Source organism: Ectopseudomonas oleovorans (assembly GCF_003052605.1).
GTDB classification, from domain to species: Bacteria; Pseudomonadota; Gammaproteobacteria; order Pseudomonadales; family Pseudomonadaceae; genus Aquipseudomonas; species Aquipseudomonas oleovorans_A.
Window position 1 is genome coordinate 1 of sequence record NZ_QASO01000100.1, and the last position, 25,049, is coordinate 25,049.

At 63.0% G+C, this 25,049-nt stretch carries 20 protein-coding genes, 2 tRNA genes and 3 pseudogenes; all 25 read right to left on the bottom strand.

Annotated elements, in window-relative coordinates; genetic code table 11:
* Positions 1 to 263: 263 nt before the first annotated feature.
* A tRNA-Arg gene (locus DBO86_RS16595) sits at positions 264 to 340 on the bottom strand.
* Positions 341 to 551: 211 nt separating this feature from the next.
* Positions 552 to 642, bottom strand: a tRNA-Ser gene (locus DBO86_RS16600).
* A gap of 61 nt (positions 643 to 703) precedes the next feature.
* Positions 704 to 889, bottom strand: coding sequence for a carbon storage regulator CsrA (gene csrA / locus DBO86_RS16605; protein WP_003244478.1), 186 nt, complete (start codon positions 887 to 889; stop codon positions 704 to 706).
* Between the two features lie 190 nt (positions 890 to 1,079).
* On the bottom strand, positions 1,080 to 2,318 hold the full coding sequence (locus tag DBO86_RS16610) for an aspartate kinase (protein ID WP_084342258.1): 1,239 nt from the start codon (positions 2,316 to 2,318) through the stop codon (positions 1,080 to 1,082).
* Between the two features lie 102 nt (positions 2,319 to 2,420).
* On the bottom strand, positions 2,421 to 5,045 hold the full coding sequence (alaS, locus tag DBO86_RS16615; protein WP_108234262.1) for an alanine--tRNA ligase: 2,625 nt from the start codon (positions 5,043 to 5,045) through the stop codon (positions 2,421 to 2,423).
* A 339-nt stretch (positions 5,046 to 5,384) separates the two neighbouring features.
* The gene (gene ltaE / locus DBO86_RS16625; protein ID WP_108234263.1) at positions 5,385 to 6,389 is read right to left on the bottom strand and encodes a low-specificity L-threonine aldolase; all 1,005 of its coding nucleotides are present in this window, start codon (positions 6,387 to 6,389) and stop codon (positions 5,385 to 5,387) included.
* A 160-nt stretch (positions 6,390 to 6,549) separates the two neighbouring features.
* Positions 6,550 to 7,563, bottom strand: a complete 1,014-nt coding sequence (astE, locus tag DBO86_RS16630) for a succinylglutamate desuccinylase (RefSeq protein WP_003461881.1) — start codon at positions 7,561 to 7,563, stop codon at positions 6,550 to 6,552.
* Positions 7,564 to 7,655: 92 nt separating this feature from the next.
* On the bottom strand, positions 7,656 to 7,934 hold the full coding sequence (locus DBO86_RS16635; protein WP_003461883.1) for a hypothetical protein: 279 nt from the start codon (positions 7,932 to 7,934) through the stop codon (positions 7,656 to 7,658).
* A gap of 26 nt (positions 7,935 to 7,960) precedes the next feature.
* A complete protein-coding gene (astB, locus tag DBO86_RS16640; RefSeq protein WP_108234264.1) occupies positions 7,961 to 9,307 on the bottom strand; it encodes an N-succinylarginine dihydrolase in 1,347 nt (448 codons plus the stop codon).
* Entirely contained in the window at positions 9,307 to 10,770 is a 1,464-nt protein-coding gene (gene astD / locus DBO86_RS16645; protein WP_108234265.1) for a succinylglutamate-semialdehyde dehydrogenase, read from the bottom strand. The genes astB and astD overlap by 1 nt, the downstream gene beginning before the upstream one ends.
* Before the next feature lie 63 nt (positions 10,771 to 10,833).
* Positions 10,834 to 11,850 (bottom strand): arginine N-succinyltransferase, encoded by a 1,017-nt coding sequence (astA, locus tag DBO86_RS16650; protein ID WP_108234266.1) that lies wholly within the window; start codon positions 11,848 to 11,850, stop codon positions 10,834 to 10,836.
* Between the two features lie 81 nt (positions 11,851 to 11,931).
* Entirely contained in the window at positions 11,932 to 12,948 is a 1,017-nt protein-coding gene (gene aruF / locus DBO86_RS16655; RefSeq protein WP_084342262.1) for an arginine/ornithine succinyltransferase subunit alpha, read from the bottom strand.
* Positions 12,949 to 13,073: 125 nt separating this feature from the next.
* The gene (locus DBO86_RS16660) at positions 13,074 to 14,294 is read right to left on the bottom strand and encodes an aspartate aminotransferase family protein (RefSeq protein ID WP_108234267.1); all 1,221 of its coding nucleotides are present in this window, start codon (positions 14,292 to 14,294) and stop codon (positions 13,074 to 13,076) included.
* A 419-nt stretch (positions 14,295 to 14,713) separates the two neighbouring features.
* Positions 14,714 to 15,694: a transcriptional regulator ArgR gene (gene argR, locus DBO86_RS16665; RefSeq protein ID WP_108234268.1), complete on the bottom strand. Its 981-nt coding sequence runs from the start codon at positions 15,692 to 15,694 to the stop codon at positions 14,714 to 14,716.
* Positions 15,695 to 15,749: 55 nt separating this feature from the next.
* Positions 15,750 to 16,514, bottom strand: coding sequence for an ABC transporter ATP-binding protein (locus DBO86_RS16670; RefSeq protein WP_017677551.1), 765 nt, complete (start codon positions 16,512 to 16,514; stop codon positions 15,750 to 15,752).
* A 28-nt stretch (positions 16,515 to 16,542) separates the two neighbouring features.
* On the bottom strand, positions 16,543 to 17,241 hold the full coding sequence (locus DBO86_RS16675; RefSeq protein ID WP_003461899.1) for an ABC transporter permease: 699 nt from the start codon (positions 17,239 to 17,241) through the stop codon (positions 16,543 to 16,545).
* On the bottom strand, positions 17,238 to 17,927 hold the full coding sequence (locus tag DBO86_RS16680; protein WP_003461900.1) for an ABC transporter permease: 690 nt from the start codon (positions 17,925 to 17,927) through the stop codon (positions 17,238 to 17,240). Before DBO86_RS16680 ends, DBO86_RS16675 begins: the two co-directional genes overlap by 4 nt.
* A gap of 178 nt (positions 17,928 to 18,105) precedes the next feature.
* Entirely contained in the window at positions 18,106 to 18,879 is a 774-nt protein-coding gene (locus DBO86_RS16685; protein WP_084342333.1) for an ABC transporter substrate-binding protein, read from the bottom strand.
* Positions 18,880 to 19,424: 545 nt separating this feature from the next.
* Positions 19,425 to 19,952, bottom strand: coding sequence for a type II secretion system protein M (locus DBO86_RS16690; RefSeq protein WP_425266803.1), 528 nt, complete (start codon positions 19,950 to 19,952; stop codon positions 19,425 to 19,427).
* Entirely contained in the window at positions 19,952 to 21,091 is a 1,140-nt protein-coding gene (gspL, locus tag DBO86_RS16695; RefSeq protein WP_108234269.1) for a type II secretion system protein GspL, read from the bottom strand. The genes DBO86_RS16690 and gspL overlap by 1 nt, the downstream gene beginning before the upstream one ends.
* Positions 21,088 to 22,041, bottom strand: coding sequence for a type II secretion system minor pseudopilin GspK (gspK, locus tag DBO86_RS16700; protein WP_108234270.1), 954 nt, complete (start codon positions 22,039 to 22,041; stop codon positions 21,088 to 21,090). The genes gspL and gspK overlap by 4 nt, the downstream gene beginning before the upstream one ends.
* 13 nt (positions 22,042 to 22,054) lie before the next feature.
* Positions 22,055 to 22,729 (bottom strand): annotated as a pseudogene (gspJ, locus tag DBO86_RS16705) (type II secretion system minor pseudopilin GspJ).
* Positions 22,730 to 22,908: 179 nt separating this feature from the next.
* Positions 22,909 to 23,295 (bottom strand): annotated as a pseudogene (gene gspI, locus DBO86_RS16710) (type II secretion system minor pseudopilin GspI); the annotation flags it as partial.
* A 91-nt stretch (positions 23,296 to 23,386) separates the two neighbouring features.
* Positions 23,387 to 23,809 carry a type II secretion system major pseudopilin GspG gene (gene gspG / locus DBO86_RS16715; protein ID WP_088339346.1) on the bottom strand — a complete coding sequence of 141 codons (423 nt, stop codon included), beginning with the start codon at positions 23,807 to 23,809 and terminating at the stop codon, positions 23,387 to 23,389.
* 3 nt (positions 23,810 to 23,812) lie between these two features.
* Positions 23,813 to 25,030, bottom strand: a pseudogene (gene xcpS, locus DBO86_RS16720) (GspF family T2SS innner membrane protein variant XcpS).
* Positions 25,031 to 25,049 lie beyond the last annotated feature (19 nt).

Sequence of the window (25,049 nt, forward strand, 5' to 3'; positions counted from 1 at the left end):
CCGACCGCTCGGTTCGTAGCCGAGTACTCTATCCAGCTGAGCTATGAGTCCGTTACAGATCACCCGAAAGCTACTGCGCTTGGTTATGCTTCGTTGAAACCGAACTCAGAATGCTCATTTAGAAAACTAAACTGCGCTTCTTCGTTCGCTTTCGCCTCGCCTACCCTTCGCTCGCTACGCTTTCGTGCGACCTTATGGCGCTTTTAGACCAGATCACCGCTGGTTGAAACAAAATGGCTTGCAGCGATGCAAGCCATTCAATATGGCGGACTCAGGAGGATTCGAACCTCCGACCGCTCGGTTCGTAGCCGAGTACTCTATCCAGCTGAGCTATGAGTCCGTTACAGATCACTCGAAAGCTACTGCACTTGGGTATGCTTCGTTGAAACCGAACTCAGAATGCTCATTTAGAAAACTAAACTGCGCTTCTTCGCTCGTTTTCGCCTCGCCTACCCTTCGCTCGCTACGCTTTCGCGAGATCTTTGGTGTTTTTATACCAGATCACCTCTGGTTGATTCGCCAGCCAGGCTTACGCCTGACTCGCCGAATAATGGCGGAGAAGGGGGGATTCGAACCCCCGACACCCTTTTGAGGTGTACTCCCTTAGCAGGGGAGCGCCTTCGGCCACTCGGCCACCTCTCCGCAACACGGGGCGCATGATAAACATGTTTTCCCCGTTTGCAAACAAAAATTTGTAGAAAAATTAGTGGCTTGGTTCGTCACCCTTCTCTTTCTGGATGCGCTGGTAGATTTCTTCACGGTGTACGGCAACCTCTTTTGGCGCATTGACCCCAATGCGCACCTGGTTACCTTTCACACCCAACACGGTGACAGTCACATCATCACCGACCATCAGGGTCTCTCCGACCCGGCGAGTCAGAATCAGCATTCCTTTCTCCTCAACGGATTACATTTCTCAGGACAACAGTCTGCAAAAAGAAAATGGTGCCGGCTTCCTGCTAAATCAAGCCCGAAGCCTCCACCCAAGTATTGACCAGCCCGCGTAGAAAGAAAGTTCCCACGTACCAGTCAAAAAAACGAAAGGCGCGGAACCAGCCGCGCCTTTCAAATCAATTGAATCACTCGCCCTGTCGGGCCGGAGCATCCAGCTCGAAAGCGGTATGCAGAGCGCGTACCGCCAACTCCAGATACTTCTCTTCGATCACCACGGACACCTTGATCTCAGAGGTGGAGATCATCTGGATATTGATGGTCTCCTTGGCCAGGGCTTCGAACATACGGCTGGCAACACCGGCATGGGAGCGCATACCGACACCGACGATAGACACCTTGGCGATATTGGTGTCGCCGACCACTTCACGGGCGCCCAGCTCGTCTGCAGTTTTCTGCAGCACGCCGAGGGCGTTGTTGTAGTCATTGCGGTGCACGGTGAAGGTGAAATCGGTGGTGTTATCGTGCGAGACGTTCTGCACGATCATGTCGACTTCAATGTTGGCGGCGCTGATCGGGCCGAGAATCTTGAAGGCGATACCGGGGATATCCGGTACCCCACGGATGGTCAGCTTGGCTTCGTCGCGATTGAAAGCGATGCCGGAAATGATCGGCTGTTCCATGGATTCCTCTTCATCAAGGGTAATGAGGGTGCCCGGCCCCTCCTGGAAGCTGTGCAGGACGCGCAGCGGGACGTTGTACTTGCCGGCGAACTCCACCGAACGAATCTGCAGCACCTTGGAGCCGAGGCTGGCCATTTCCAGCATCTCTTCAAAGGTGATCTTCTCCAGGCGCTGGGCCTTGGGCACCACACGCGGGTCGGTGGTGTAGACACCATCGACGTCGGTGTAGATCTGGCACTCGTCGGCTTTCAGCGCCGCAGCCAGAGCCACGCCGGTGGTGTCGGAACCGCCACGACCGAGGGTGGTGATATTGCCGTGCTCGTCGACACCCTGGAAGCCAGCGACGACGACGACGCGACCGGCCTTGAGTTCAGTACGAATCTTCTGGTCATCGATCTGCAGAATGCGCGCCTTGTTGTGCGCGCTGTCGGTAAGGATGCGCACCTGATTGCCGGTGTAGGACACCGCAGGCACGCCGCGCTTGATCAGCGCCATGGCCAGAAGGGCAATGGTCACCTGCTCACCAGTGGACACCATGACATCCAGCTCACGCGCAACCGGCTCGCCATCGGTGATCTGTTTGGCCAGATCGATCAGGCGGTTGGTTTCGCCGCTCATGGCGGAAACCACGACGACAATGTCGTCACCGTTCTCGCGGAACTTTTTCACTTTGTCAGCCACCTGCGCGATACGCTCGATGGTGCCGACGGAGGTGCCCCCAAACTTCTGTACGATCAAAGCCATTTCAAAAAGCCGCCTGAATCCTCGAAGGGCGCCCATTAAACCCGCATCGGGTCATACTGCCAAGGCCCGCCGGACGCACTGCGGGCCCCGCTTTCTCGCTCGTTACGAAGCCTGCTCGACCAGAGTAGCGGCCAAAGCCAGGGCTTCATCTAGTTTGCCGGCATCAACGCCGCCGCCCTGAGCCATGTCCGGCCGACCGCCACCCTTGCCACCGACGACGGCAGCGGCCTGGCGCATCAGATCACCGGCCTTGACCTTGGCGGTCAGATCCTGGGTCACACCAGCGACCAGCACCACCTTCTCGTCGAACACACCGCCGAGCAGGATCACAGCGCTGCCCAGCTTGTTCTTCAACTGGTCGACCAGCGCCAGCAGCGCCTTGCCGTCCAGACCATCGAGACGCGCAGCCAGCACCTTGGTGCCCTTCACGTCCACGGCCGAACGGGCCAGGTCGTTACCGGCGGCGCTGGCGGCCTTGGCCTTGAGCTGCTCCAGCTCCTTTTCCAGCTGACGGTTGCGCTCAATCAGGGCCGAGAGCTTGTCCAGCACGTTGTCGCGGCTGCCCTTGACCAGGGAAGCGACTTCCTTGAGCTGCTCCTCGGCGCCATTGAGCCAGGCCAGCGCGGCTGCACCAGTGACCGCTTCGATACGACGCACGCCAGCGGCCACGCCACCTTCGCTGGTGATCTTGAACAGACCGATGTCGCCGGTTCGCGATACGTGGGTACCGCCGCAGAGCTCTACAGAGAAGTCGCCGCCCATGCTCAGCACGCGCACCTGATCACCGTACTTCTCGCCGAACAGCGCCATGGCGCCCTTGGCCTTGGCGGTTTCGATATCGGTTTCTTCGGTCTGGACCTCGGAGTTCTTGCGAATCTCGGCGTTGACGATGTCTTCCAGCTGCTTGATCTGCTCGGGCTTGATCGCCTCGAAGTGGCTGAAGTCGAAACGCAGGCGCTGACTGTCGACCAGCGAGCCCTTCTGCTGCACGTGATCGCCCAGCACCTGACGCAGCGCGGCATGCAGCAGGTGGGTCGCGGAGTGGTTCAGCGCGGTGGCCTGGCGCACGCCGGCTTCGGCTTCAGCCTTGACGCTGGCGCCGACACTCAGGCCGCCCTTGACCACCACACCGTGGTGCAGGAAGGCGCCGCCGGCCTTGGTGGTGTCACGCACATCGAAACGCACGCCAGCGCTTTCCAGGTAACCGCAGTCACCGACCTGACCACCGGATTCGGCGTAGAACGGCGTCTGATCCAGCACCACCACGCCCTCCTCGCCTTCGGCGAGGCTGTCGACGGCGCTGCCGGCCTTGAACAGGGCGATGATCTTGCCGCTGCCGCTGGTGCCTTCGTAGCCGAGGAAGCGCGTGTCGGCGTCGACCTTGACCAGGGCGTTGTAGTCCATGCCGAAGGCGCTGGCGGAGCGGGCGCGCTCGCGCTGCGCTTCCATTTCACGCTCGAAGCCTTCCTCATCCACCGACAGCTCGCGCTCGCGGGCGATGTCGGCAGTCAGGTCGACCGGGAAACCGTAAGTGTCGTACAGCTTGAACACCACATCGCCCGGGATAACCGAGCCCTGCAGGCCAGCCAGGTCCTGCTCGAGGATCTTTAGGCCCTGCTCCAGGGTCTTGGCGAACTGCTCTTCTTCGGTCTTCAGCACGCGCTCGATGTGCGCCTGCTGCTGCTTGAGTTCAGGGAAGGCTTCGCCCATCTCGGCCACCAGCGCAGCGACGATCTGGTAGAAGAAGCTGCCCTTGGCACCCAGCTTGTTACCGTGACGGCAGGCGCGACGCACGATGCGGCGCAGCACGTAGCCACGGCCTTCGTTGGACGGGGTGACACCGTCGGCGATCAGGAAGCTGCAGGAACGGATATGGTCGGCGACCACTTTCAGCGAGGCCTGACCTTCATTGGCGCAACCGATGGCCTTGGCCGAAGCGGCCAGCAGGTTCTGGAACAGGTCGATCTCGTAGTTCGAGTTGACGTGCTGCAGCACGGCGCTGATGCGCTCAAGGCCCATACCGGTGTCCACGCTCGGCGCCGGCAGCGGGTGCAATACGCCGTCCGCAGTGCGGTTGAACTGCATGAAGACGTTGTTCCAGATCTCGATGTAGCGGTCGCCATCTTCTTCCGGGCTGCCGGGTGGGCCGCCCCAGATGTGCTCGCCGTGGTCGAAGAAGATCTCGGTGCAAGGGCCGCACGGGCCGGTGTCGCCCATCGCCCAGAAGTTGTCGGAAGCGTATGGCGCGCCCTTGTTGTCGCCGATGCGGATCATGCGCTCGGTTGGAACGCCGATTTCCTTGTTCCAGATCTCGTAGGCTTCGTCATCGGTGGCGTAGACGGTGACCCAGAGCTTTTCCTTGGGCAGGTTCAGCCACCTGTCGGAGGTCAGGAATTCCCAGGCGTAATGGATGGCATCACGCTTGAAATAGTCGCCGAAGCTGAAGTTGCCCAGCATTTCGAAGAAGGTGTGGTGACGCGCGGTGTAGCCGACGTTTTCCAGGTCGTTGTGCTTGCCGCCGGCACGCACGCACTTCTGGCTGGTGGTGGCGCGGGTGTAGGCGCGCTTTTCCAGGCCCAGGAAGCAGTCCTTGAACTGGTTCATGCCTGCGTTGGTGAACAGCAGGGTCGGATCGTTCGCCGGAATCAGCGAGCTGGAAGCGACACGGGTGTGCCCTTTTTCTTCGAAGAAGCTCAGGAAGGCTTCACGGATTTCTGCGCTTTTCATAGGGATATCCACGGAATCAGGCGGCCACGGCAAAGCCGGCGAAGCAGACAAAGTGAAAACGTAGCGAGCGAAGGTCAGGCAAGGCGCCACGACCAACGGGAGTAACAGCCAAAGGCTGGCCCGAAGGGTGAGCGCCAGCGAATCAAACCGGCGAAGAACGCACTGGGCTCGCAAACGAGTTTACGAGTTGTAAATGAGCATTCTGAGCCGGTTTTTAACGCAGCATGACAGAGCGCAGTAGTTTTCACGCAGTCTGCAAAGGGCCGCATTATATCGGGCCTACCGCGCGCGGCTAGTACCTTGTTGATAGCCGACAGCTATGAACTGTCGGCATATCGCTCAATGAGAGCGAAAAGCGGCGAACGCCTCGATCACCCGCTCGATCTGCTCGGCGCTGACATCAAGATGAGTGACCAGACGAAGGCGCGGGGCGGCACTGACGGCGATGCCGCGTTCGGCCATGAAGGCCTTGATCTGCCCGGCGCGCTCACCAAGTTGCACATAGACCATATTGGTCTGCACCGGCTCGACGCTATAGCCCAGTTCGCTTAGTGCAGCGCCCAGGCGCGCCGCGTTGGCATGATCCTCAGCCAGGCGCTGAACCTGATGCTGCAGGGCATACAGCCCCGCCGCCGCCAACACCCCGGCCTGACGCATGCCGCCGCCGACCATCTTGCGCAGACGCCGCGCCTTGGCAATCAGCGCAGTGCTGCCACACAGCACCGAACCGACCGGCGCACCGAGGCCCTTGGACAGGCATACCGAGACCGAGTCGAAGTGCTGGGTGATCTCGCGCGCCGGCACCCCGAGCTTGAGCGCCGCGTTATACAGGCGGGCGCCATCGAGGTGCAGGCTCAAACCACGACGCCGAGTCAGTTCGCGGGCGGCAGCCAAATAATCGAGCGGCAGCACCTTGCCCTGCATGGTGTTTTCCAGGGCCAGCAGGCGAGTGCGGGCGAAGTGGAAGTCGTCTTGCTTGATCGCCGCCTCGACCTTGGCCAGATCCAGCGAGCCGTCGGCTTCACCGTCGATCGGCTGCGGCTGAATGGAACCGAGCACGGCCGCGCCGCCGCCTTCGTACTTGTAGGTGTGCGCCTGCTGGCCGACGATGTATTCGTCACCCCGTTCGCAATGAGCCATCAGGCCGAGCAGGTTGCTCATGGTGCCCGTGGGGACGAACAGCGCCGCAGCGAAGCCCAGCTCATTGGCCAGCCAGGTCTCCAGACGGTTTACCGTGGGGTCTTCGCCATAGACATCGTCACCCAGCTCGGCAGCCATCATGGCTTCGCGCATGGCAGCGGTGGGTTGGGTGACGGTGTCGCTACGCAGGTCGATCAGGGGCATGACAGGCTTTCCCGGCAATTGGCGAAAGGCCCATGCTAAAGAGGTCGCTCGGACGGTGGAAGATACAGTTGAGGGCAAAATCGCGGATAGCCGTGGGAGGCGCTTCAGCGGCGATCAATACGCCGCAGCATCGCGGCTAAAGCCCCTCCCACAAACGCCGCTACGCCAGGCCGGCGCCATCGTCCGGAACGATCAGAATGGCGGCGCGCAGGCCGTTCTTGACCTTGGGGTTGGGGAAAATGATCCGCGCGCCCTTCTCCTCCACCATCCAGCGACTGTCGGCGATGTCTTCGGCGAGCAGGTAACCGGGCTCCAGTTCGGTGAAGTTTTCGATATCCGCCGGCAGGTGCAACTGGAAGCTGTCGCTGTGCTTGATGACCTCACGTGATACCGAAAACAGCTGCAAGCCATCGAGCGTCGGCTCACCGCTGATCACTTCGCGCCCTTCAATCAGAGCGTGCAGCGCATTCTCCAGCAGGTCGAGGTTGACCAACTCGTTCTGGCCGAAGGCGCGCGCCTTGCCCAACTCCAGGGTGAAAGCCTCGGCACCAAGCTGCGCATAGGTGTAGGCGCTGAAGGTGATCGAAGACTTGTTCTGCAGCAGCACCGCCTCGATGCCGGCAGCACGCAGGCGCTCCAGCTCACGCCGCGAATGGGCGCGACCTTCCTGCCAGGGATAGAGGGCGAACTGCTCGATCTTCGAGCCGCGAATGGCGGTGTGCAGGTCGTAATGCAGGCGAGTGCGGCCTGTTTGCTTGCCGAAAAAGGTGGCGGCCAGATGCTCCAGGTCGCAGGCGCGAATAGCCTCGAAGCCACTGGATTGCTCGTGACGACCACTGAACAGGCGATTGAGGTCCTGCTCGATATAGCGCTCACCGCGGCGCATGGCCTCGGGATTGCCGAACAGAAAGAGAATGCGCGCCGCAGGATGCAGCTCGTTGCGCGCGATGCCACGCAGCAGACGATCGAGCAGCTCGATTGGCGCGGTTTCGTTGCCGTGGACGCCGGCCGACAGCAGCAGGTCGAGGCCATTGTCGCGCGCTGCAGGCGGCGTCACCTCCAGCGCACCTTCGTCGAGCCAACGCAGACGCGTACCATCGGGCGTCAGTTGAATCTTCGCCGACGGCTCATGGCCGGCCAGGGTCAGTTCAAGCAGTTTGCCGAGGGCAAGCATGGGGACTCCTTGGTTCGCAGCATTTTGGTAGAAGCGAGCGTCGCGAGCGAACAAGCGTTTTCGCGAGCAGAGCTCGCTCCTACAAGGTTCGATCAGTGATTGCAGTCCGGGCCATGAACATGATCGTCCTCATCGGCGATCATCGGCTCCATCTCCAACTGGAGGCTGACCAGGTTGGTAGCCTGCGGACGCAGCAGCAGGTTGACGTACTCGGTATCGCCCTCCTCCACGTCGACGCCGATCAGCAACTGATCGCCAACGGCCTGGACCCACAGCTCCTTGCCCTGCCAGACCACAGCAAAGCGGCTGCAGGAGGTCTCCAGCTGGGTGCCGTCGTTATCTTCAAGAATCAGTTGCAGCGCGTCGCTCATACAATCTCCGGGAATCGAGGTCAGGTTCAGGCTATCTGAAAAGGATAGACCGAGCCCAGTTTAAGGATCTGCGTCAGTTCATCCAATGCCGTGCGGCACTCGATCAACAATTGCGGGTCGGCCAGGTCGGCTTCGCTCAAGCGGTCGCGGTAATGCTTGTCGACCCAGGCCACCAGGGTATCGTGCAGCGCGTCGCTCATCACCACGCCAGGATTGACCGCTGCCAGTTCCTGCTCGTTGAGCGCCACGCGCAGGCGCAGGCACGCCGGGCCACCGCCATTCTGCATGCTCTGCTTGAGGTCGAACACGCGCACCTCGCGGATCGGCCCGCCGCTGGCCGTCAGCTGCTGCAGATAGCGCCAGACGCTGGCATTGTTCCGGCATTCCTCCGGCACCACCAGCAGCATGCTGCCGTCGGCACGGCTCAGCAGTTGACTGTTGAACAGGTAGGAGCGCACCGCGTCCTGCACGCTGACAGCAGAAGCTGGCACGCATACGGCCTGGAAGTTGCCGCCACGACGAGCCAGCTTGTCGCCCAGCTCGGCCAGCACCTTGTCGGTTTCGAGGAAAGCATCCTGGTGATAGAACAGCACCTCGCCGTTACCCACGGCGATCACGTCATTGTGGAACACGCCCTGATCGATCACCGCCGGATTCTGCTGGGCGTAGACCACACCCGCCTCGCTTAGCCCATGCAGACGGGCCACCGCCTGGCTGGCCTCAAGGGTCTGTCGCGCCGGATAGCGCGCCGGCGCCGGATAGCGAGCGTCGAAGGCGCTGCGCCCGTAGACGAAGAACTCCACCCCGGCGTCGCCATAACCCTTGCAGAAGCGCGTGTGGTTGGCTGCGCCCTCGTCACCGAACTGCGCCACTGCCGGCAGCGCCGGGTGGTGAGCGAAGTGCGCCGGGTTGGCGAACATCGCCTGCAGCACGCGACTGGTGGTCGGGTGCTCGATGCTACGGTGGAACTTGCAGTTGAGGTTGGCCGCGGTGAAGTGCACGCGCCCGTCCGCCGTGTCGGCGCCAGGGCTGACGGTGCAGGCATTGGCCGTCCACATGCTGGAGGCCGAGCAGCTCGCCACCAGCAGTGGCATGGCCTCACGTGCAGCGCGCTGGATCACCTCGACATCGCTGCCGGTAAAGCCCAGGCGGCGTAATGCCGCGACATCCGGACGCTCCTGCGGGGCCAGTACGCCCTGCTTGAAGCCCATGTCCATCAGCGCCTTCATCTTCGCCAGGCCCTGCTTGGCAGCCTCCTTGGGATTGGATGCCGCCTGACTGTTGCTCTGCGAAGCCACGTTGCCGTAGGAAAGCCCGCCGTAGTTGTGAGTCGGCCCGACCAGGCCGTCAAAGTTCATCTCATAGGCGGCCATTACAGGGTCACTCCCGGAGTCAGGGTCGCGGGCAGGCTCAGGCTGTCGCTTTCCAGCCCGGCCACCGGGTAGGCGCAGTAATCTGCCGCGTAGTAGGCACTGGCGCGGTGGTTGCCCGACGCGCCGATACCACCGAACGGCGCGGTGCTGGCAGCACCGGTGAGCTGCTTGTTCCAGTTGACGATGCCGGCGCGGCTATGCAGCCAGAACTGCTCGAAGCGCGCCTTCGAGTCCGACAGCAGGCCAGCGGCCAGACCATAAGCCGTGGCATTGGCCTCGGCGATGGCCGACTCGAAGCTGTCGTAACGGATCACCTGCAGCAGCGGACCGAAGAATTCTTCGTCAGGACGGCCGCTCACGGCCGTGACATCGAGGATGCCGGGCGTCAGCAACGCAGCATCGGCCTGCGGTTGCGTCATCGCCAGCAGCGCCGTAGCGGCGCCGGCCAGCAAGTCCTGCTGGGCCTGCATCAGCTGCGCGGCGGCCTGTAGGGAAATCACCGAACCCATGAACGGCGCCGGCTGCTCGTCGAAGCGACCGACCTTGATCTGCCCGACGACCTGTACCAGGCGCGCCAGCAGCGCATCGCCCCACTCCCCTTGCGGCACCAGCAGACGGCGCGCGCAGGTGCAGCGCTGGCCAGCCGAGATGAACGCGGACTGGACGATTGTGTAAACCGCAGCATCGACATCCGCGACCTGATCGACGATCAGTGGGTTGTTACCGCCCATCTCCAGCGCCAGGATCTTGTCCGGACGCCCGGCGAACTGGGCGTGCAGCAGATTGCCGGTGCGGCTGGAGCCGGTGAAGAACAGCCCGTCGATACCGGGGTGGCCAGCCAGGGCGACGCCGGTTTCGCGACCACCCTGCAACAGGTTGAGCACGCCCTCAGGCAGCCCGGCCTCGATCCAGCATTTGACCGTCAGCTCGGCCACCTTCGGCGTCAGCTCGCTGGGCTTGAACAGCACGCAGTTACCGGCCAGCAGCGCCGGCACGATATGGCCGTTAGGCAAGTGGCCGGGAAAGTTGTAGGGGCCGAACACCGCCACCACGCCATGCGGCTTGTGCCGCAACACGGCAGTGGCGTCGCCCAGCGGGCCGCTCTTCTCACCGGTGCGCTCGCGATAGCTCTGAATGGAAATGGCTACCTTGCCCACCATGCTGTTCACTTCGGTGGCAGCTTCCCACAATGGTTTGCCGGTCTCCTCACCAATCGCTCGGGCGACTTCGTCAGCACGTGACTTCAAACAGGCGGCGAAGCGCTCCAGCACGGCGATACGGCCGTCCAGCGAGTGCGCGGCCCACAGCGAGAACGCGCCCCGTGCAGCGCTAACGGCGGCATCGACCTGCGCCGCCGTGGCGCCCTGACCCTGCCACAGCACGGCCTGGCTGACCGGGTCGAGCGATTGCAGCGACTCGCCCTGACCGGGCTGCCACTGACCTGCGATGTAATGAGTGTTCATCTTGTTTTACCACTCCCAGCATTTTTCAGCGGCCGGCTTGGGCCGCCGCGCAAAACCAATAACTCAGCGGTGCGCCGACAGCGTCACGGCACGCACCTGATCACCCGCGGAAAGGCGCAGACGCTTGGCCGTCAGCGGATCGACCACCAGGGTGCCGGCAGCCAGGCGTGCAGGCGCAGCGGTGATGCGGCAGTCCTGACGCTTGCGGTTGTGTATCAGGAAAGGCTCGGCGTCATCGCCTGGGGTGCCGATGGCCAGCACCAGGTTCTGGCTGCCGTGCACGGCGCGGATCTTCGCGGTTTCCGCCTCGATAGCCGGGCCCGCGTCGAAGATGTCGACATAGCCCTGGTAGCTGAAACCCTCGGCCTTGAGCATGGCCAGCGCCGGCTCGGTGTCCGGGTGTACCCGACCGATCACGGCGCGCGCATCTTCGGACAGGAAGCAGGTATAGAGCGGAAACTTGGGCATCAGCTCAGCGATGAAAGCCTTGTTGCCAACGCCGGTGAGGTAGTCCGCCTGGGAGAACTCCATCTTGAAGAAATGCCGACCGAGGCTTTCCCAGAACGGCGAGCGCCCACGCTCGTCGGACATACCGCGCATCTCGGCGATCACCTTGTCGCCGAACAGCTCGCGAAACTCGGCGATGAACAGAAAGCGCGCCTTCGACAGCAAACGGCCGTTGAGGCCAATGCGGTAATCGGCATGCAGGAACAGCGAGCACAGTTCGGAGTTGCCGGTCAGGTCGTTGGCCATGAACAGCGTCGGCACCTGACGATGGATGTTCAACTCCTGAGAGGCGCTGACGGTCAGGCCGACCCGGTAGTTGTACCAGGGCTCACGCAGGCCGACGGCGCCGGCTACCGCAGAAATGCCCACCACCTTGCCGGCATCGTCTTCGAGGACGAACAGGTAGTCGGCATCGGCACGTTCGGCCTCGCCACGAAATGCCTTCTCCGCCCAGCCGACCCGGTGCGCCAGGCGCTCCTCGTTGGCCGGCAGCGTGGTCAGGCCAGCGCCGGTGCTGCGAGCCAGGTCGATCAGGGCCGGCAAGTCGGCACTGCGCACGGGACGAACGATCATAAAGCCTCCAGATTCCTCAAGAGCGCCGCCGGCACTCTCCTCTGCCCTTGAAGGGCGCCCACTCCAGCCGGAGCGAGCCTGTTAAACCGCTACCAACCTGACGCTGGCGCCCTCACCGACACCCAGGGCCTCGGCCGCCTGTGCGCTGAGCACCACAGGCTTACCCGGCACCCAGTCGAGATCGGCGACGATGGCGCGGAAATCCTGCAGTTGGCCGTTGCTCACCAGATACTGGCGCCCGCCCGCCTCGGCCTCGCCGATCTTCACCGGCACCAGGCGGCTCTGCGCGATGCTGCGGATGCCCGAGGTGCGCGCATGCAGGGTCGGGCCACCGTCGAAGATGTCGATGTAATGGTCGGTCTCGAAGCCTTCGCGCATGAGGATGTCGAAGGTGATCTGCGCACGCGGGTGCACCTGCCCCATGGCCTCCTGCGCCTCGTCCGAGAGCAGCGGCACATAGATCGGATAATGCGGCATCAGCTCGGCGAGGAAGGTACGGCTTTTGAGGCCGCACAGGCGCTCGGCCTCGGCGTAGGTCATGTCGAAGAAGTTGCGCCCCACCGCATCCCAGAACGGCGAATCACCGTTCTCGTCGCTATGGCCGACGATCTCCACCACGACCGCGTCGGCGAAGCGCTCCGGGTGCCCGGCCATGAACAACAGGCGCCCACGCGAATTGAGCTCGGCGAACGCGCTGCTGACCAGCGGGCGTTCGACATAGAAGCTGGTGAGCAGGCTATTGCCGGTCAGGTCGTGACACAGCGACAGCACATGAATCTTGTTGTGAATCTTCAGCTCACGCGAGTGGTGCACGAAGGTTTCGTTGCGAAAGCTGTAGAACGGCTCGGAATAGCCAGCCGAGGCAACAATGCCGGAGCAGCCGACCAGTCGACCGCTCTCGGTGTCCTCGAGGACGAAGAAGTAGCTTTCCTCGCCATTGAAACTGACTTCGGCGGCGAACGACGCATCCGAGGCGGCGATCTTGTCGCCCAGCCGGTCTGCATCGTCCGGCAATGAAGTGACACCTACCGGGCTGTCAGCAGCCAGTCGCTGCACTTCAGCCAGGTCCGCCATTTGCGCAGGGCGCATCACCAGCATGGGTCACTCCTTCTAAAACACTGAATCTATAGGACTCGCAGCCAGGGTCAGGCGAACAACCGTGGGAGGCGCTTCAGCGGCGATTGTCGCGGCTAAAGCCCCTCCCACAGTCAGTCAGCAAAGACTCAGGCGGCCGTCAGTTTGCTCAGCGCACGCTCGAAGCGCGCCAGGCCTTCGTCGATATCGGCATCTTCGACCACCAGGCTCGGGGCGAAACGCACCACGTCCGGGCCTGCCTGCAGAATCATCAGCCCCTCAGCCGTGGCAGCGTCGAGCACCTGCTTGGCCTTGCCCATCCACGCCTCGTGGAGTACGCAGCCGAGCAGCAGACCCATGCCACGTACCTGCTCGAACAGACCGTACTGCTTGCCCAGAGCCAGCAGGCGCGTCTTGAACTGCTCGCTCTTGGTCTTCACACCGTCCAGGGTCTGGCGGGTGTTGACGATATCCAGCACTGCCTCACCGACTGCACAGGCCAGCGGGTTGCCGCCGTAGGTGGTGCCGTGGGTGCCGGGCGAGAAGTGCTTGGCCAGGTCAGTGGTGGTGAGCATCGCCGCGATGGGGAAACCACCGCCCAGGCTCTTGGCGCTGGAGAGAATGTCCGGCACCACGCCGTAATTCATATAAGCGAACAGCTCGCCGGTACGGCCCATGCCGCTTTGTACTTCATCGAACACCAGCAGCGCATTGTGCGCGTTGCACAGCTCGCGGGCGCCTTCAAGATAGGCCTTGTCGGCGGGCAGCACGCCGCCCTCGCCCTGCACGGGTTCCAGCACCACGGCGCAGGTCTTGTCGGAAATGGCGGCTTTCAGCGCGTCCAGATCGTTGTACGGCACATGGGTGATGCCCTGGATCTTCGGCCCGAAACCGTCGGAGTATTTCGGCTGACCGCCAACGCTGACGGTGAACAGAGTGCGGCCGTGGAAGCTGTTGGTGGCCGCGATGATCTCGTGCTTTTCCGGGCCGAAGCGGTCATGGGCAACACGACGCGCCAGCTTGAACGCGGCCTCGTTGGCCTCGGCGCCGGAGTTGCAGAAGAACACGCGCTCGGCGAAGGTCGCTTCGACCAGCTTCTTGCCCAGACGCAGGGCCGGCTCGTTGGTGAACACGTTGGAGATGTGCCACAGGGTATTGGCCTGCTTGGTCAGCGCCGCGACCAGCGCCGGGTGGCAATGGCCAAGCACGTTGACGGCGATGCCGCCAGCGAAGTCGATCAGCTCTCGACCGCTCTGATCCCAGACTCGCGAACCCAGGCCGCGCACGGGGACGAAGGCAGCAGGGGCGTAGTTGGGGACCATGAACTGGTCGAAATCGGCGCGTTGCACCGCATCGTGCTGAACGGACATCAAAACTCTCCTGATGAGAAATACCGGCCGCTGGCAGGCGGCAAAGCGCCCGAAACGACAGGGAATGCAAGGATTGTAGGGACTGAATCGGGGCCGGCATTGTCGCCATGCGACAACTTCTTATAGCGCCACCCCAGGTTTTCCGCGGGTTTTCGTCCAAGCGACAGAAAGCGTCGGAAAGGCGCAGTTTAATCGCAGATCACCGCCTGGAGCACGCTGCCAGAAAAAATCTCCGCAGGCTGACTGGCCGGTATCGAAAGTCCTGCTTGCGTAACCATGCACGATCTACTCCCTCTCCCATTTATGGGAGAGGGCTGGGGAGAGGGTGGTTCAGGCAACTCGGAGTGTCGGACAGCCCCTCTCCCCCGCCCCTCTCCCGCAAGCGGGAGAGGGGAGACAAGCTTGTAGAAGACGCCGCCTCAGCCCCGCTCGACTGACGTCGAGGTCAACTCGAAGGGGCTGTTGCTGCGGCGCTGGTTGCGGTCATCGCGCGGCGTGGCGCCGAAGAAGTTGCGGTAGGCACTGGAGAAATGCGGCCCCGAGGAAAATCCGCAGGACAGGCCGATCTGGATGATCGACTTGCTGGTCTGCATCAGCAGCTGGTGCGCCTTGCTCAAGCGCAGCTCCAGGTAATACTGGCTGGGCACGCGATTGAGGTACTGCTTGAAGATGCGCTCCAGCTGACGACGCGACACGCACACATGCTGGGCGATCTCGTCGGTGGTCAGCGGCTCCTCGATGTTGGCTTCCATCAGCAGCACGGCCTGGGTCAGCTTCGGATGGCTGGAACCGAGGCGATTCTGCAGCGGAATGCGCTGGCGCTCACCGCCCTCACGAATGCGCTCGACCACCAATTCCTCGCTCACCGCACCGGCCAGCTCGGCGCCGTGGTCGCGCGCCAGCACCGCCAGCAGCAGATCGAGCACGGCCAAACCACCACAGGCAGTCAGCCGGTCGCGATCCCAATCGAACAGATGGCTGGTGGCGATGACCTTGGGGAAACGCTCGGCGAAATCGTCCTGCCAGCGCCAGTGCACTGCCGCGCGATAACCATCGAGCAAACCAAGCTGAGCCAGCGGATAGACCCCGGCAGACAGCCCGCCGATCACGCAACCACTGCGCACCTGCTGCTTGAGCGCCGCCGCCAGCCCCGCAGACACCTGCGCTGGCGGCGCATCGGCGAGCAGGAACAGCTTGTCCAACCCTTCCAGATGCCCGGCCCAGGGCTCGCCCGGCAGACGCCAATCACCGGCCGCCAGCGGCTCGGCCTGGAGGAACACCAGCTCGTACAGCACTTCCGGATGCACGCGCTGGGCGACACGCAGGGCCTCCTCCGCCAGGGACAAGGTCAGGGCTTTGGTGCCGGGCCAGTACAAAAAGCCGATTCGATGGGGAGTCATTAGTGTCTATTCAGTGGGCTCAACGCACCAGTTAAGTGCGAAGTCTAGCTTCTTATTATTTGAGACTGCCGGAAAGGAACTGCTGCAGTCGTTCGGATTGCGGATTGGCCAGCACTTCCTTCGGGCAACCGCGCTCCTCGACCAATCCCTTGTGCAGGAATACCAGCTGGTTCGACACCTCGCGAGCAAAACCCATTTCGTGGGTCACCACCACCATGGTGCGACCTTCGGTGGCCAGGTCCTGCATTACCTTAAGCACTTCGCCGACCAGCTCGGGGTCAAGCGCCGAAGTCGGTTCATCGAACAGCATCACCTCCGGCTCCATGGCCAGGGCACGGGCGATGGCCACGCGCTGCTGCTCACCACCACTCATGTGCGCGGGGTAGGCGTCCTTGCGGTGCGCGACGCCGACCTTGGCCAGGTAATGTTCAGCCTTGTCGCGGGCTTCAGCCTTGCTCATGCCGAGCACGTGCACCGGCGCTTCCATCACGTTCTCCAGGGCGCTCATGTGCGACCACAGGTTGAAGTGCTGGAACACCATGGCCAGGCGCGAGCGCATGCGCTGCAGCTGTTTGGCATCGGCGGCGCGCAGCGAACCGTCCTTGGCCGGCACCAGCTTCAGCTCTTCGTTGTTGAGCAGAATCTTGCCGGCATGCGGCTGCTCGAGCAGGTTCAGGCAGCGCAGGAAGGTGCTCTTGCCCGAGCCGCTGGAGCCGATGATGCTGATCACATCGCCAGCCTTGGCCGCCATCGACACACCCTTGATCACTTCATGGCTGCCGTAGCGCTTGTGCAGGTCCTGAACTTCGAGTTTGTACATGTTCGGGTTCTCTTGAATCGTCATGGCATCAGCCCTTGCGCGGGGCCATGTAGACCAGCCAGCGGCGCTCGGCCAGCTTGAACAGGCGCACCAGGATGAAGGTCAGCGCCAGATAGAACAGGCCGGCGGTGATGAAGGCTTCGAACGGCATGTAGTACTGCGAACTGACGGTACGCGCCGCGCCAGTGATATCGATCAGAGTCACGATCGACGCCAACGACGTGGTGTGCAGCATCATGATCACTTCATTGCTGTACTGCGGCAGCGCACGGCGCAGCGCGGACGGCAGCAGGATGCGCCGGTACAGCTTGGCTCGCGACATGCCCATGGCCTTGGCCGCCTCGATCTCACCCGGCGGCGTGGCCTTGAGGCTGCCAGCGAGGATTTCCGCAGTGTAGGCGCTGGTGTTGATGGCAAACGCCAGGCAGGCGCAGAAAGTCGCGCTGGAGAAATACGGCCACATGAAGCTGTCACGAATGAACTCGAACTGGGCCAGCCCGTAATAGATCAGAAACAGCTGCACCAGCATCGGCGTGCCGCGAATCACGTAGGTGTAGAGCCAGGCCGGGAAGTTGACCCAGGGTGATTTCGACACCCGCATCAGTGCCAGTGGTAGCGCCAGGCTGAGGCCGAACGCCAGGGAGATCAGCAGGATTTTCACGGTGACCAGCACGCCGCCCCAGTACAGCGGCAGGTTCTCCCAGATCATTTGATAGTCGAAGATCATAGGTCAGCCACCTTGGCACCTACCGAGTAGCGCTTCTCGAGGAAACGCAGCGCCAGCAAAGAAACGCTGGTCAGCACCAGGTACAGCCCCGCCACCGCCAGGTAGAAGGTGAACGGCTCACGCGTCGCGTCGGCTGCGCTCTTGGCCTTGAACATCATGTCCTGCAGGCCGACTACGGAAATCAGCGCGGTGGCCTTGGTCAACACCAGCCAGTTGTTGGTGAAACCGGGAATGGCGAAACGGATCATCTGCGGCACGAGAATGCGAAAGAACACCTTCATCCCGCTCATGCCATAAGCCGCGCCAGCTTCCGCCTGCCCCTTGGGGATCGCCATGAAAGCGCCGCGGAAGGTTTCCGACAGGTAGGCCCCGAAGATGAAGCCCATGGTGAACACGCCGGCGACGAAGGGGTTGATGTCGATGTAATCGTCATAGCCGACCATGGGCGCGATGCGGTTCACCATGTCCTGGCCGCCGTAGAAGATCAGCAGAATCAGCACCAGATCAGGGATGCCACGAATCACCGTGGCATAGGTATCACCCAACGCCGCCAGCCAACGCACCGGTGACAGACGAAAGGCCGCACCCAGCAGGCCGAGGCAGATCGCCACTGCCATCGACGTCAGCGCCAGAAGCAGAGTGAGCCAGGCACCATCGAGAATGGTCGAGCCGTAGCCTTGAAGCATGCGCTAATACCTCTCAGGCACCCCAGGCGCCGCCTAGCACAAAGAAAATTCATGTCGCTCACGCGACGGGTCGTACGGTTGGCATTCAGCCAAAGCCAGCAAGAACCAACTCCGCAGAACCAAGAAAAAAGTGGCATCAACCTTTTTCAGGCTGTGCCACTTTTTTTGCCTGGGACGCTTACTCGCCGTAAACGTCGAAGTCGAAGTACTTGTCCTGCACTTCCTTGTACTTGCCGTTGGCGCGGATGGCTAGGATGGCAGCACTGATCTTGTCGGCCAGTGCCTTGTCACCCTTGCGCACGGCGATACCCTGACCTTCGCCGAAGTACTTCACGTCGGTGAAGTCCGGGCCGGCGAACGCGAAGCCCTTGCCAGCGTCGGTCTTGAGGAAACCGTCGTCGATGTTCACCGAATCGGCCAGGGTGGCGTCCAGGCGGCCGGACTGCATATCCAGAAACACTTCGTTCTGCGAGCTGTAACGAACGATCTCGGCGCCGGCCGGAGCGAAGATGTCGGTGGCGTAACGGTCATACACGGACGAACGCTGCACGCCGATCTTCTTGCCTTTCAGGTCGACCAGCGGGTCCTTGATTTCGGTACCGGCCTTCATCGCCAGCTTGGCCGGCGTGGCGTAGTACTTGCCAGTGAAGTCCACGGACTTCTTGCGGTCTTCGGTGATCGACATGGAAGACAGCACGGCGTCGAACTTGCGCACTTTCAGGGCCGGGATCAGACCGTCGAACTCCTGCTCGATCCACTTGCACTCGACCTTCATCTCTTCGCACAGGGCGTTACCGATGTCGTAGTCGAAGCCGGAAATCTGGCCATCAGGAGTCTTGAATGCGAAGGGCGGGTAAGCCGCCTCGATGCCGATGCGCAGCGGCTTCTCGGCCATGGCCAAGGGCGACATCAGGGACAGCGCCAGAGCGCCAAGCAGTGTGATCTTCTTCATTCTTTGCTCCTTCGAATTGGGTATGACATCGATGGCAGTGAGGGGCCCGGGCCTTTTATGGATTGTAGAAGGCGGTGCTGCGCTGTCGTGGTGGACAAGCGACAAAGGGGCCTTGGCTGGGTGTGCGGCATTCTAGCGGCAGGCAATGAGGCGATATTTCCTCAATGCGACAACTAATTACAGAAGCACCAGAAGCGCCGGGCGCAGATATTGACAGCCCGCAAAAGGAGTGATCAAGCAAAAAGCATAAACGGATATCTACAGCAATACTCAGGCCATCAATCAGCAAAAGCCCGTTTCATGGGCTTCAACGCCGCTTTCGTGTGTCATCCAGTGTTGTAAATGGCACCGTATCGGCGCACCAACGTTCCCTAACCGCCCAATCGGGTGCGCGCTGTTACCGTGGCGCCATGCAAACCGTAGGGTGCGCATCGGTACACGACCACGCACTGGAGTAGCCGTCATTCCCGCGAAGGCGAGAAACCAGGCGTTACGCAACACCTGGGCTCCCGCCTTCGCGGGAGTGACGATCAATAGCGCACGAGTCACTCACCCACACGCAAGCTAAGCCGCGCTATCACATGGTTTTCCTCGGCGCGGGCCAGCCCGGCTTCCTCAACGCGCACGCCCTGCTCTTCCAGCGCCTGAATCCAGCGCAGCAACTGAGCGAACGCCACCGGCTGCAGGTTGACCTGCACCGCACCAAAACCCTCGGTATCCAGACGCTCGATCACCAGCCCCTGCTGCGCCGCACTCGCCGTGACCACGCCCTGCAGGCGCGCCGGGTCGAGGCTGGCGCGTGGCTGCAGGTCGCGCCCCTGCACCTGTGGCGCACGGCTCTGCATATAGGCGAACAGGGCGCACTGCTCTTCGAACGCGGCACGTGCGGCCTGAGCCTGACGCTGCACCGGCTGCCACAACGCCAGATAGAACAGCACCAACAGCAGGAAAACGCTTAGCGCCAAGAGTGCCAGACGATCACGTGCCGGCAGCGTTTGCCAGCGTTGCGCCAGCGGCGAACGCTGCCAGTGCAATTGCAGACTTTCGCTCAACCCCGTCCTCGACATGCCCATCATCCTCCTATCAGCACGCGTGCACTGACACCCTCGGCTTCACGGCTGGCCGAGCCCATCTGCACCGACAGGCCGGATTCCTCCAGACGCTCACGCAAACGCTCCAGCTCGGCAAAACCCGGCGCCTGCAATTGCAACGACAGATCGCCACGAGTCGCGCTGTAATCGAGCTGATTGACCTGCACCAGCGCTGCGCCATCGGCCTGCAGCGCCGCCGCTACTTCGGCCAGCAGGCCCAGCACCGGACTATCGCCGCCCGTGGACTGCGCCAGATGTTGATCGAACTGCGCACGCAGGTTGATCAGCTTGCTGTCCTGAGGAAACAACTCGCGGTACAGCGCCTCGCTGGACGCGGCATAAGCATCGGCTTCGCGCTGCAGGTACCAGCCCTGCGCGAAATTGAAGCCCCACTGCAGCACGAGGCACAGTGCCAACACCCCCGCCAGCGGGCGCCAACGCCGCCAACTGTCACCACTCTGGCGCAGGGCGAACTCCCCCTGAGCCAGATCGACGCCGTTGCCCTGATGCACCAGCCATTGATGCGCGTCCTCCAGCAGATGCACCTCATCCACCGGCTCGGGCAGCACCTGCCCAGCTGGCGCACTGGCGATGCATGGCGATGGGCAACGGCCTGCCAGCGCTGGCCAGTCCTCAGTCTGCAAAGCCAGGCGCCAGGGCGCCTCGCCACCGAGCAACCAGCGCGACTGCAACCAGAGCAGCTGACTGCCCTGGCGTGGCAGCAGATCGGCATCGACGCGAATCGCCTGCGGCGGTTGCGCCGCGCACAGGGCCAGGCACTCGCGCAGCCAGCTGGCGCGCAGCGCATAGACGCGGTGACGGCCATCGGCCAGTTGCTCACCCAGCGCCAGGTGCATCAACTCGACATCTTCGGCCAGCAGTTCCTCCACCGCGAACGGCAGCGCCTGGCGCATCCAGCGCGCCTTCTGCGTCGGCAGTTGCACGGCGCAGGCGGTGACCGCCTCAACCGGCAGCACCAGTTCCCAGTGTGCCGGCAAATCGGCCAGGGCCTCGGCCAGACCGAGCGTGCGACTGCCGTCTGCCGTGACGCGCTGCACGGATAGATCCGCTGAGAGCGCGTGGCACGCCTCAGGCGGCAGAAAAATCCATGTCGGGTTCATTCTTGTTCTTCCTCGATGGGCCGTGGCGGCATACCGCCCTGCCCCAGTTCACGCGCCAGGACACTGACCTGGCCATCATTGCTGCGCTGCAGCAGGCTACGCAATACCACCCGGCGTTCACCCAGGTTCACCTCGCTGAACACCTCGAAATACCGGCTGCCGACCGCCAGCCCCTGCACCACCTGCTCGCCCAGGCCGGCAAGCGCAGGCTGGGCAGCGAAGGCCGCAGCGCTGGGATAGCCTTCGGCGCCGCGCCCGGCAATCAGCGACATGGCCGCATCCGGGCTCAAGCCGTCGGACAGACTGGAGAGCACCATCGCGCTGGCCGTGTTGACGTTGAGCAGCGCCTCGCTCGGCAGCGCACTGACGAAGGGCAGTAAGCGCCGGTAGTCGGCCTCCTCCATCTCCAGCAGCAGGCGCAGTTCGGACACATCAGTGATCTCGCGATTGGCCGTCCGGTAAGGCGGTGTCGCCAGCAGGTACTGGCCGTCCTCGGCGCCATTGCTGCCCTGCAACTCACTGTCGCTATCGAGCCAGTCCAGCAGGCGCTCGGCATAGGGTTTATCGATGCCCAGACGCGACAGCAGGTGGCGCAGGCGCAGCACCGCCAGCTCGTTGGGCCGCCCCTGGCGCACCAGGCTGTTGAGGTTGAAGCGGCCGTTGGGGTCGACGATGCGTACCCGTAGCTCGCCGCCTTCATCCAGCGGGAACGTCAACGGCCTGGCCCAAGGTTCCAGCAGGTGATCAACCGGCTGACGTGGATCGCCATGGCGCAAGTCGCGCTCGAGCATCGCCTTGGCCAGCGTCTCGCCCCCCAGGGCGTAGTGCCAGGCCTGGGTCACGTGCAACTGGTTGGCGCTGCTGCGGATCGACAGCTGCTGACGGGCGATCAGCCCGGCACACACCACCGTGACCACGGCGACCACCAGCAGCACGGTGATCAACGCCACCCCTTCTGCCGCTTCATGATTGCGGCACCTCGTTCAAATCCTCTGGCGGCGCGCCGGCAGCGTTCTGCGCCGGCAGATCGGGCAGGCGCAGCAGACGGCGCAATTCGCCATAGTGGCGATGCTACAGGCGCAGTTCCACAGCGCGCGGCAGCTCGGTGAGCAAACCGTCGCCAGAGGCATTGGCTGGCGGCCAGTCAGGCTGCCACTGGCCATCCTTGTCCAGATAACGCAGGCTCAATGACTCGACGCCATCGAGCGCCTGCTGGATCTGCGGCGTGCTGTCCTGCGCGCGATCCAGCACGCGCCAGTAACGCCGCTGCCACTGTTCACCACTGAGCTGCCAACGCACCCGCTGCACCTCGGCACACGGTTGGCCGAGCGGGTTGCGCCAGCCGACGCGACTCAGCTCCAGCGCCGTGGCATCAGCCAGATCGCCGTGCAGCGCCGGCTGGGCATCACCGAAAGCATCGCGAATCGGCCGTACCGTCACCTGGCGCAGATCGCGCTCGAAGGCTGACAGGGCGCGGGTCAACTCGCGCAACTGGCGTTCGTGCTCGCGGGTGACGGCATCGGCGCTGAGCACGCTGTCGAGCATGCGGTAGGTGGCCAGGCCCAGCAGGGCGAAGATGGCAATGGCAATCAGCAGCTCGAGCAGGGTAAAGCCGCGCTGAGCGCTCCAACACATCATGGAGCCCCCAGAAAACCGCTGAGGGTCACCAGTTGGTAGGGTGGGCTTTAGCCCACCAAGGCTGGCCGCTGTTGGTAGGCTGAAGCGGAGCGCCGCCCGGCCCATCCTACGGGCTGGAGCGAGCGAAATGGCGTCGCCACGGATTCGCGAGCAGAGCTCGCTCCTACGAAGGAGGCAGATCACTGCGGCGCCCCCAGGAAACCGCTGAGGGTCACCAGCGCCCGCTCACGCAGATCACCGCTGGCACCGCGTTCTTCAGCGGCAACCCACAGCGTCACGCGACGCATGGCCGGCTCGCTGGTGGCCTGGATTTCGCTCTGCCACGACCAGCGACGACCGGCGAACTCCACCTGGCCCTGGTCGCGGCCATCAGCCGGTGGCGTGTCGGCCAGTTACAGCTCGGTCAGTCGGTTGTCCGCCACCCACATGGCCAGGGTCTTGTTCTCAAGCTGGCTGGCCGTACGCACGCTGCGTGCGCTGGCAGTCAGCACGCTGGCGGCAATCAGGGCGAAGATGGCCAGGGCCACCAGCAGCTCGATCAGGGTGAAGCCACGCTGCGCCTTTACCGTAGGAGCGAGCTCTGCTCGCGAACATGAGCGATGTCGAACGCTTCGCTCGCGACGCTCGCTCCCACAGGCGAACGACGGCATGGTCGGGTCAGAGATCCCAGTTGCCGATATCGGCGTTCAGGTCACTGCCACCCTGCTTGCCGTCGGAGCCAAGCGAATACAGATCGAAGGCGCCCTTGGTTCCAGGTGCCAGGTACTGATACGGGTTGCCCCACGGATCGATGGGCAGGCGCTTGAGGTAGCCGTCCTTGTTCCAGTTCTTCGCTTGTGGGTTACCACTCGGCTTGCTCACCAGCGCCTCCAGGCCCTGCTGGGTACTGGGGTAGTTGTGGTTGTCGAGCTTGTACATGTCGAGCGCGGCGCCGATGGCGCGGATGTCGTTCTGCGCGGCGGTGACCTTGGCCTGGTCCGGCCGGCTCATCACCAGCGGCACCACCAGCGCCGCCAGAATGCCCAGAATCACCACCACCATGATTTCGATGAGCGTGAAGCCCGCCTGAGATTTTCTCACCTGCTATCCCACCATTTGGTTCAAAGAAAGAATAGGCAGCAGGATGGCCAATACGATCACCAGCACCACTGCCCCCATGAATACCAGCATGAACGGCTCGAACAAGCCGACCAGCAGAGCGATCTGTGCACTGAGGTCGTTCTCCTGATTCTTCGCCGTGCGCGCCAACATCTGATCCAGCTCACCGGAGCGTTCGCCGCTGGCGATCATATGCAACATCATCGGCGGGAACTGGCCGGTGGCCTCCAGCGAGCGGGTCAGGCTGCCACCTTCGCGCACCTTCTGCGCCGCCACCAGCACCTCGCCACGGATCACCCGGTTGCCGATCACCTCGCCGGCAATCGCCAGCGCCTCCACCAGCGGCACACCACTGCGGGTGAGGATCGCCAGGGTCGAGGCAAAACGCGTGCAATCGGTGGCACGCCCGAGCCGTCCGACCAGCGGTATGCGCAGCAGAAATCGATGCCAGCGCAGCCTGAACGTCTCGTCACGCAGGGCTGCACGCAAGGCGACGACCGTCAGTATCAGCGCCACCAGGGCAACCAGCCCTCAGGCCTTGACCCAGTCGCTCAGGGCGATCAGCCCGCGTGTCAGCGCCGGCAGGGTCTGCCCCGAGTCGACGAATACCTTGACCACGTCCGGCACCACGTAGCCGAGCAGAAAGCCGACGATCAGCAAGGAGGCGCACATCAGGATCACCGGATAGAGCAACGCCAGCTGCACCTTCTGCCGCGACTGCTGGCGCTGTTCGGTGTAGTCGGCCAATTGCTCCAGCACCGGACCGAGGTGCCCGGCATGCTCACCCGCTGCCACCGTGGCGCGGTACAGCTCGGGAAAAGCGGCCGGAAATTCCTTCAGACTGCCGGCCAGGCTGTGGCCTTCCAGCACGCGGGCACGTACCGCCAACAGCATGCCCTGAATACGCGAATTGGTGGATTGCGCGGCAGCCGCGCGCAGCGCCTCTTCGATGGGCAGCGCCGCCTGGATCAGCGTCGCCAACTGGCGAGTGACCAGCGCCAGATCGCGCGCCGACAGACCACGTACAAAACCCAGGCGCGCCTGGCCACTGTCCTGCTCGCGGCTGCGCGTGGCCTTGACCTCCAGCGGCGCCAACTGGCGCTCGCGCAACAACTGGCGCACCTGGCGCGCACTGTCGGCTTCCAGCACGCCTTTCTGCTGGCGGCCGCGCCCGTCCAGGGCGATATATTCAAAGGCAGCCATTGGCAAATCGCTCCGACTG

Excerpts from the sequence above, each read along its gene's own strand:
- csrA (WP_003244478.1), bottom strand. The coding sequence starts at position 889 with ATGCTGATTCTGACTCGCCGGGTCGGAGAGACCCTGATGGTCGGTGAT.
- DBO86_RS16610 (WP_084342258.1), bottom strand. The coding sequence starts at position 2,318 with ATGGCTTTGATCGTACAGAAGTTTGGGGGCACCTCCGTCGGCACCATC.
- alaS (WP_108234262.1), bottom strand. The coding sequence starts at position 5,045 with ATGAAAAGCGCAGAAATCCGTGAAGCCTTCCTGAGCTTCTTCGAAGAA.
- ltaE (WP_108234263.1), bottom strand. The coding sequence starts at position 6,389 with ATGCCCCTGATCGACCTGCGTAGCGACACCGTCACCCAACCCACCGCT.
- astE (WP_003461881.1), bottom strand. The coding sequence starts at position 7,563 with ATGCTTGCCCTCGGCAAACTGCTTGAACTGACCCTGGCCGGCCATGAG.
- DBO86_RS16635 (WP_003461883.1), bottom strand. The coding sequence starts at position 7,934 with ATGAGCGACGCGCTGCAACTGATTCTTGAAGATAACGACGGCACCCAG.
- astB (WP_108234264.1), bottom strand. The coding sequence starts at position 9,307 with ATGGCCGCCTATGAGATGAACTTTGACGGCCTGGTCGGGCCGACTCAC.
- astD (WP_108234265.1), bottom strand. The coding sequence starts at position 10,770 with ATGAACACTCATTACATCGCAGGTCAGTGGCAGCCCGGTCAGGGCGAG.
- astA (WP_108234266.1), bottom strand. The coding sequence starts at position 11,850 with ATGATCGTTCGTCCCGTGCGCAGTGCCGACTTGCCGGCCCTGATCGAC.
- aruF (WP_084342262.1), bottom strand. The coding sequence starts at position 12,948 with ATGCTGGTGATGCGCCCTGCGCAAATGGCGGACCTGGCTGAAGTGCAG.
- DBO86_RS16660 (WP_108234267.1), bottom strand. The coding sequence starts at position 14,294 with ATGTCCGTTCAGCACGATGCGGTGCAACGCGCCGATTTCGACCAGTTC.
- argR (WP_108234268.1), bottom strand. The coding sequence starts at position 15,694 with ATGACTCCCCATCGAATCGGCTTTTTGTACTGGCCCGGCACCAAAGCC.
- DBO86_RS16670 (WP_017677551.1), bottom strand. The coding sequence starts at position 16,514 with ATGTACAAACTCGAAGTTCAGGACCTGCACAAGCGCTACGGCAGCCAT.
- DBO86_RS16675 (WP_003461899.1), bottom strand. The coding sequence starts at position 17,241 with ATGATCTTCGACTATCAAATGATCTGGGAGAACCTGCCGCTGTACTGG.
- DBO86_RS16680 (WP_003461900.1), bottom strand. The coding sequence starts at position 17,927 with ATGCTTCAAGGCTACGGCTCGACCATTCTCGATGGTGCCTGGCTCACT.
- DBO86_RS16685 (WP_084342333.1), bottom strand. The coding sequence starts at position 18,879 with ATGAAGAAGATCACACTGCTTGGCGCTCTGGCGCTGTCCCTGATGTCG.
- DBO86_RS16690 (WP_425266803.1), bottom strand. The coding sequence starts at position 19,952 with ATGGGCATGTCGAGGACGGGGTTGAGCGAAAGTCTGCAATTGCACTGG.
- gspL (WP_108234269.1), bottom strand. The coding sequence starts at position 21,091 with ATGAACCCGACATGGATTTTTCTGCCGCCTGAGGCGTGCCACGCGCTC.